General features: G+C 70.6%; 5 protein-coding genes. 2 read left to right on the forward strand and 3 right to left on the reverse strand.

The annotated features are described in order from the left end of the window. From aqpZ to G6022_RS04765, 3 genes are all read right to left on the reverse strand, one after another. Positions 1 to 688, reverse strand: a 688-nt coding sequence (gene aqpZ, locus G6022_RS04755; protein WP_187701268.1) for an aquaporin Z, incomplete at its 3' end; no start/stop codon positions are given. Between the two features lie 148 nt (positions 689 to 836). Further along, on the reverse strand, positions 837 to 1,565 hold the full coding sequence (locus tag G6022_RS04760) for an NAD-dependent deacylase (protein WP_182609517.1): 729 nt from the start codon (positions 1,563 to 1,565) through the stop codon (positions 837 to 839). A gap of 38 nt (positions 1,566 to 1,603) precedes the next feature. Further along, on the reverse strand, positions 1,604 to 2,224 hold the full coding sequence (locus tag G6022_RS04765) for a hypothetical protein (RefSeq protein WP_241730811.1): 621 nt from the start codon (positions 2,222 to 2,224) through the stop codon (positions 1,604 to 1,606). Between the two features lie 412 nt (positions 2,225 to 2,636). Between G6022_RS04765 and typA the strand changes: the two genes are divergently transcribed. Together typA and G6022_RS04775 are read left to right on the forward strand one after the other, a co-directional pair. Then, a complete protein-coding gene (typA, locus tag G6022_RS04770; protein ID WP_179525605.1) occupies positions 2,637 to 4,559 on the forward strand; it encodes a translational GTPase TypA in 1,923 nt (640 codons plus the stop codon). Between the two features lie 11 nt (positions 4,560 to 4,570). Next, on the forward strand, positions 4,571 to 5,676 hold a 1,106-nt coding region (locus tag G6022_RS04775; RefSeq protein ID WP_347238149.1), incomplete at its 3' end, for an ABC transporter substrate-binding protein.

Here is a 5,676-nt window from a genome sequence, read left to right on the forward strand (position 1 = left end):
TGAAGAAGGCCACGGCGGTCGAGCGGGCCGGGTTCACCGAGGTGTTGGTGATGGGTATCGAGATGAGGTGGATCAACGTCAGCGTCAGCCCGATCGCCAGGGGTGCGAAGCCGGCGGGGGCGCGGCGATCGGTGGCTCCGAGGATCACCCAGATGAAGATCGCGGTCAGCACGACCTCGATGATCAGGGCCGAGAGCAGGCCGTACCCGTCCGGGGAGTTGGCGCCGAAGCCGTTGGCGGCCATGTGGCCGGTCGCCTCGAATCCGTCCTTGCCCTTGGCCACGACGAGTATCAGTGCTCCCGCGACCAGACCGCCGACGACCTGGCTGACGATGTATACGGGGGCCTTGGCCCAGGGGAGGCGCCCGGCGATGGCGGCGCCGACGGTGACGGCCGGGTTGAAGTGGCCGCCGGAGATGTGGCCGAGCGCGTACACGCCGGTCAGGACGGTCAGGCCGAAGGCCAGGGAGACACCGAGGTAGCCGACGCCCACGGGGACGTCTCCGGTGTCTGCGGTGGCGACCTGGACGGCGGCGAACACCGCCGTGCCGCACCCTCCCAGTACCAGCCAGAAGGTGCCGATCACCTCGGCCGCGATCACCGCCGTCCCGGACGGGGTGCCGGGGGACGTGTCGGACGGGGTGCCGGGGGACGGTGCGGACGGGGTGCGCGGGGACGAGTCGGACATGGATTGACCTCCGGTGGTGTACTCCCCGGGATCGGGGGAGGCGGGAACGTGGTGGTGAGTGTTTCCGCTGAGCACACGCTAGCGCTGCCGGGGTCCCGCCGCGCCGGTTCCGCGACCTGTCAAGCGGTCCCGGCGAGGTGAGCCTCGGTCAGGGCGCCAGGAGAGTCGGGAGAACCGCCGCGGCGGTGTCACGGAGGTGGACCGTCACCCCGTCCGTGAGGCCGGAGGGATCGGGGTTGACCTCGACGACCGGGATCCCGAGGTCGACGGCGATGCCGGGGAGCGATGCGGCGGGATGGACGAGACCGGAGGTGCCGACGACCAGGACCGCGGTCGCGGCGGAGATCGCGGACACCGCGGCGTCCCAGGGCTGCCGGGGGAGCATCTCTCCGAACCAGACCACTCCCGGTCTGGCCCGTCCGCCGCACCGCGGGCAGTCGGGCGGCGCGAGCCGGTCCACGGGGTCCTCCGGCGGCGCCCCCACCTCCATCGGGGCCCCACACTCGTCACACCGGTGTGCGAAGAGGCTGCCGTGGAGATGGTGCACCCCGGCGGAACCCGCGCGCTCGTGCAGGTCGTCGACGTTCTGGGTCACCACCGTCACGCTGCGGTCCCGGGCGGCGCGGGCGATCGCGAGATGACCGGCATTCGGCTCGGCGCATCCGACGAGGTGCTCGCGCCAGCGATACCAGGCCCACACGGAGTCCCGGTCGCGGTCCCAGGCCTCCGGGGTCGCGAGGTCGGCGGGGTCGTGGCGTGCCCACAGTCCCGTCCGGGAGTCCCGGAAGGTGGGCACCCCGCTCTCCGCACTCATCCCGGCACCCGTCAGAACGACGAGAGGCCCACCGTCGCCGAGGGCGAGACGGGCCTTGCTCATGTCGGGGTGGGGCCGGTCGGACCCCACGCCGTCGCTGATCACGGGACGAACGCGGAACCCACCAGCGGCAGTGAGACACAATTGGAGGTCCCGCCGCCGGCGAGGGTGGTGGTGACGCCGCCCTGCAGGAGCATCAGCACCTGCCCCGGGCCGGTGTCGGCGACACCGTTGAGGGTCGCCGGTCCGCCCGCGTTGATCCCGTTGTAGCTGAGCACGGTGGTGCCGCGGCGACCGTTGTTGATGTTGAACCAGTCCACGGTCATGGGCTGCACCTGCTGGGGTGCGACGCCCTCGGTGCCGAGGGCGGTGAAGATGAAGCCAAGGTGGCCGCCCGGGATGCCGGGCAGGGGCAGGCCGGCGGGCCCCGGCACGGCGGTGGCGGCCCCGACCGCGGTCTGTTCCCCGTCGATGCAGTTCTGCATGATGGTCGGGTAGGCGAACTGCGCGATCACCGGACCGTTCTCGGGCAGCGGGGTGCCCGGCTCGCCGGACCCGCGGAAGAAGCCCACCAGCCGGGCGATGGTGCCCCGGGTCTCCTCGGGGATCCACTGCTGCTCGGAGAGGTTCTCGATGGCCTGCAGCACCGGCTCGGTCGGGCGGCCCAGCTCGTCCAGCGACTGGGCGCTCGCGGAGGCGGGGACGGCGAGCGACACGGCCATGGCGGCGACTGCACCGAGACCTAGGGTCCTGAACGAGTTCCTGAGCGAGTGGCGGGTCACTGGCGAGTCCATTCTTCGGATGAGGCGGACGGACCGGTCGGCGGGCCGACCAATCGACGGCTCGATGTTCTCACAACGTTTACAGGTGTGGATACCGGAGGCCCGGTTGCTGTGGCGTCTGTGGCCAGTGTGGCAGAAGATACTTGTGATGTAAATAACAGTCGCCGCCGCGGGTGTGGCGTCGCCCGCTCGGGATGACTGTCCGGAGGCCGATGCGGGTAATGTGGTCACGCACGCGCGCTCGACCGGACGCGCTTGTGGATCACGCGGGAGTCCCGCAGATTCCCACCACGCGCCCGGCGGCCACAGAGTCGCCCGTGGCGCCGAAAGCCTCTGAGGGAGAACCCACCGTATGGCCCTGACCGAGTTCCGCAACGTCGCCATCGTCGCGCACGTCGACCATGGTAAGACGACACTCGTCGACGCGATGCTGCGCCAGTCCGGAGCGTTCGACGAACGCGCGGAGCTCGTGGACCGGGTCATGGACTCGGGTGACCTCGAGCGTGAGAAGGGCATCACGATCCTGGCCAAGAACACGTCGGTGCGGCGTCTCGGCGCAGGGTCGGGCGGCGCCGACCTCGTCTTCAACATCATCGACACCCCCGGCCACGCCGACTTCGGCGGCGAGGTGGAGCGCGGCCTCAACATGGTCGACGGCGTCGTCCTGCTCATCGACTCCTCGGAGGGTCCGCTGCCGCAGACGCGGTTCGTCCTGCGGAAGGCGCTGGCGGCATCCCTTCCGGTCATCATCGTCGTCAACAAGACCGACCGTCCGGACGCCCGCATCGACGAGGTCGTCGAGGACGCCCAGGACCTCCTCATCGGACTCGCCTCCGATCTCGAGGACCCGGACGCCCAGGCCGCGGCCGAGCGCGCGCTCGAACTGCCCGTGGTGTTCGCCTCCGGTCGCGCCGGTAAGGCCTCGACCACGCAGCCGGCCAACGGCCAGGAACCGGCCGGGGAGAACCTCGACGAGCTCTTCACGCTCCTGTACGACGTGATCCCCGCGCCCCGCGGTGACGCCGACGCGCCGCTGCAGGCCCACGTGACCAACCTGGACGCGTCCAACTTCCTCGGTCGTATCGGTCTGGTCCGTATCCACAACGGCCGTCTCCGCAAGGGTCAGCAGGTGGCGTGGATCCACAACCTTCCCGACGGCGGTCAGGAGACCAAGTCCGTGCGGATCTCGGAACTCCTCGCGACCAAGGGTGTCGAGCGGATGCCCACCGACGAGGCCGTGGCCGGCGACATCGTCGCGGTGGCCGGGATCAGCGACATCATGATCGGCGACACCCTCGCGGATCCGGAGAACCCGGTGGCGCTGCCCGCGATCACCGTCGACGAGCCGGCGATCTCGATGACCATCGGCGTCAACACCTCCCCGCTCGCCGGCCGCAACGGCGGTACCAAGCTCACCGCGCGGATGGTCAAGGCGCGTCTCGACCAGGAGCTCGTGGGCAACGTCTCGCTCAAGGTCCTCGACACCGCGCGCCCCGACGACTGGGAGGTCCAGGGCCGCGGCGAGATGGCGCTGTCCATCCTCGTCGAGACCATGCGCCGGGAGGGCTTCGAGCTCACCGTGGGCAAGCCGCAGGTCGTGACCCGGGTCGTCGACGGCAAGGTCCACGAGCCGATGGAGCACATGACCATCGACGTGCCCGAGGAGTACCTCGGCGCGGTCACCCAGCTCATGGCGGCCCGCAAGGGGCGCATGGAGCAGATGGGCAACCACGGATCCGGATGGGTCCGGATGGAGTTCCGGGTGCCCGCCCGGGGGCTGATCGGCTTCCGCACGACCTTCATGACCGAGACGCGCGGCGCCGGGATCGCCAACTCCGAGTCGGCCGGCTACGAGCCCTGGGTCGGAGAGATCCGCTCGCGGCACACCGGTTCACTGGTTGCCGACCGTGCCGGCAAGGCCACCGCGTTCGCGCTGCTCAGCCTGGCCGACCGCGGCGACTTCTTCATCGAGCCCGGTTCCGAGGTGTACGAGGGCGTCGTCGTGGGCGAGAACCCGCGATCCGAGGACATGGACGTCAACATCACCAAAGAGAAGAAGCTCACCAACATGCGAGCGGCCTCCTCCGATACGACCGAGACCCTGCAGAGGGCCCGCAACCTCTCGCTGGAGGAGGCCATGGAGTTCTGCGCCGGCGACGAGTGCGTGGAGGTCGGACCGGAGGCGATCCGCGTGCGCAAGGTGCTGCTCACCGCCAATGAGCGGGCCAAGGCCCGCAGCAAGTCCAAGTCGCGCGAGCAGCAGTCGGTCAACTGACGAGGACCCTGGTGGCGACGAGGGGGGCATCAGTTCGTCGGCGCGGCACGAGCGTTCTGGCAGCCGTGCTCTCCCTCGTCGTCGTCACAGGGTGTGTGGCCGATCCGCCTCCGCCCACCGTGGTGGGGGAGGAGCGTACCGACGGGGAGTCCGTCAACCTGTCCAGTGGCGGGGTCCTGCTGGCCCTCGACCGCGTCGACCCGGGCTTCAACCCGCATCTCCTGGCCGATCAGGGAGTCGACACGGACCTGGTCGCCTCCCTGCTGCTCCCGAGCGCGTTCGTCCCCGGGCCGGGCGGTGAGCCGGTGCTCAACCGCGACCTCCTCGTGTCCGCCGAGCCCCTGCCGGGGAGCCCGCGGACAATCCGCTACACGATCGACCCGCTGGCCCAGTGGACCGACGGGGTGCCGGTCGCGGCCGAGGACTTCGAGTACCTGTGGCGGCAGATGACGACCCAGCCCGGAGTGGTCGACCCCGCCGGGTACGAGCAGATCGTCGAGGTGCGGTCCGGCGCCGGGGGCAAGGTCGTCGACGTGGTGTTCGACTCCCCACCGACGCAGTGGCGGACGCTGTTCGCCGACCTGCTGCCCGGGCACATCCTCAAGAACGCCCCGGACGGTTTCCAGGGCGCGATGTCCAGCCTCCCCGTGATGAGCGCGGGACCGTTCATGATCCGGTTCGCCGACATCGGTCGGGGCGAGATCGAGTTCGTACGCAACGACCGGTACTGGGCGCGCGCGCCGGAACTCGATCAGATCCTCGTGCGGCGGGCGACAGGGGCCGGACAACTCGGCGCGGCGTTGCGTGGAGGACCGGGATCACTCGCGATGGTCTCGGCGACACCGTTGGCCGCGGACGTCTCGGCCACCGTCCACGGGGTCCGCGCCGTGACCGTCGACTCCTCGGCCCAACTCGAACTGGGCTTCAACACCGTCGCCCCGGCGGTCCGCGACCCGGAAGTGCGGCGCGGCCTCACGGCGGCGGTGGACCCCGAGGTGGTCGGTCGGATCGTCACCGGACAGTCCGACCCGGCCGTCACGACCTACCCGTTCCCGCCGGGGTCCGCCAGCACCACGACCGGCGACGGGGCCGCCGTGGAGCGCGCGCTCCGCGACGC

It is taken from the genome of Dietzia sp. Cai40 (assembly GCF_014145165.1).
Classification (GTDB): domain Bacteria; phylum Actinomycetota; class Actinomycetes; order Mycobacteriales; family Mycobacteriaceae; genus Dietzia; species Dietzia natronolimnaea.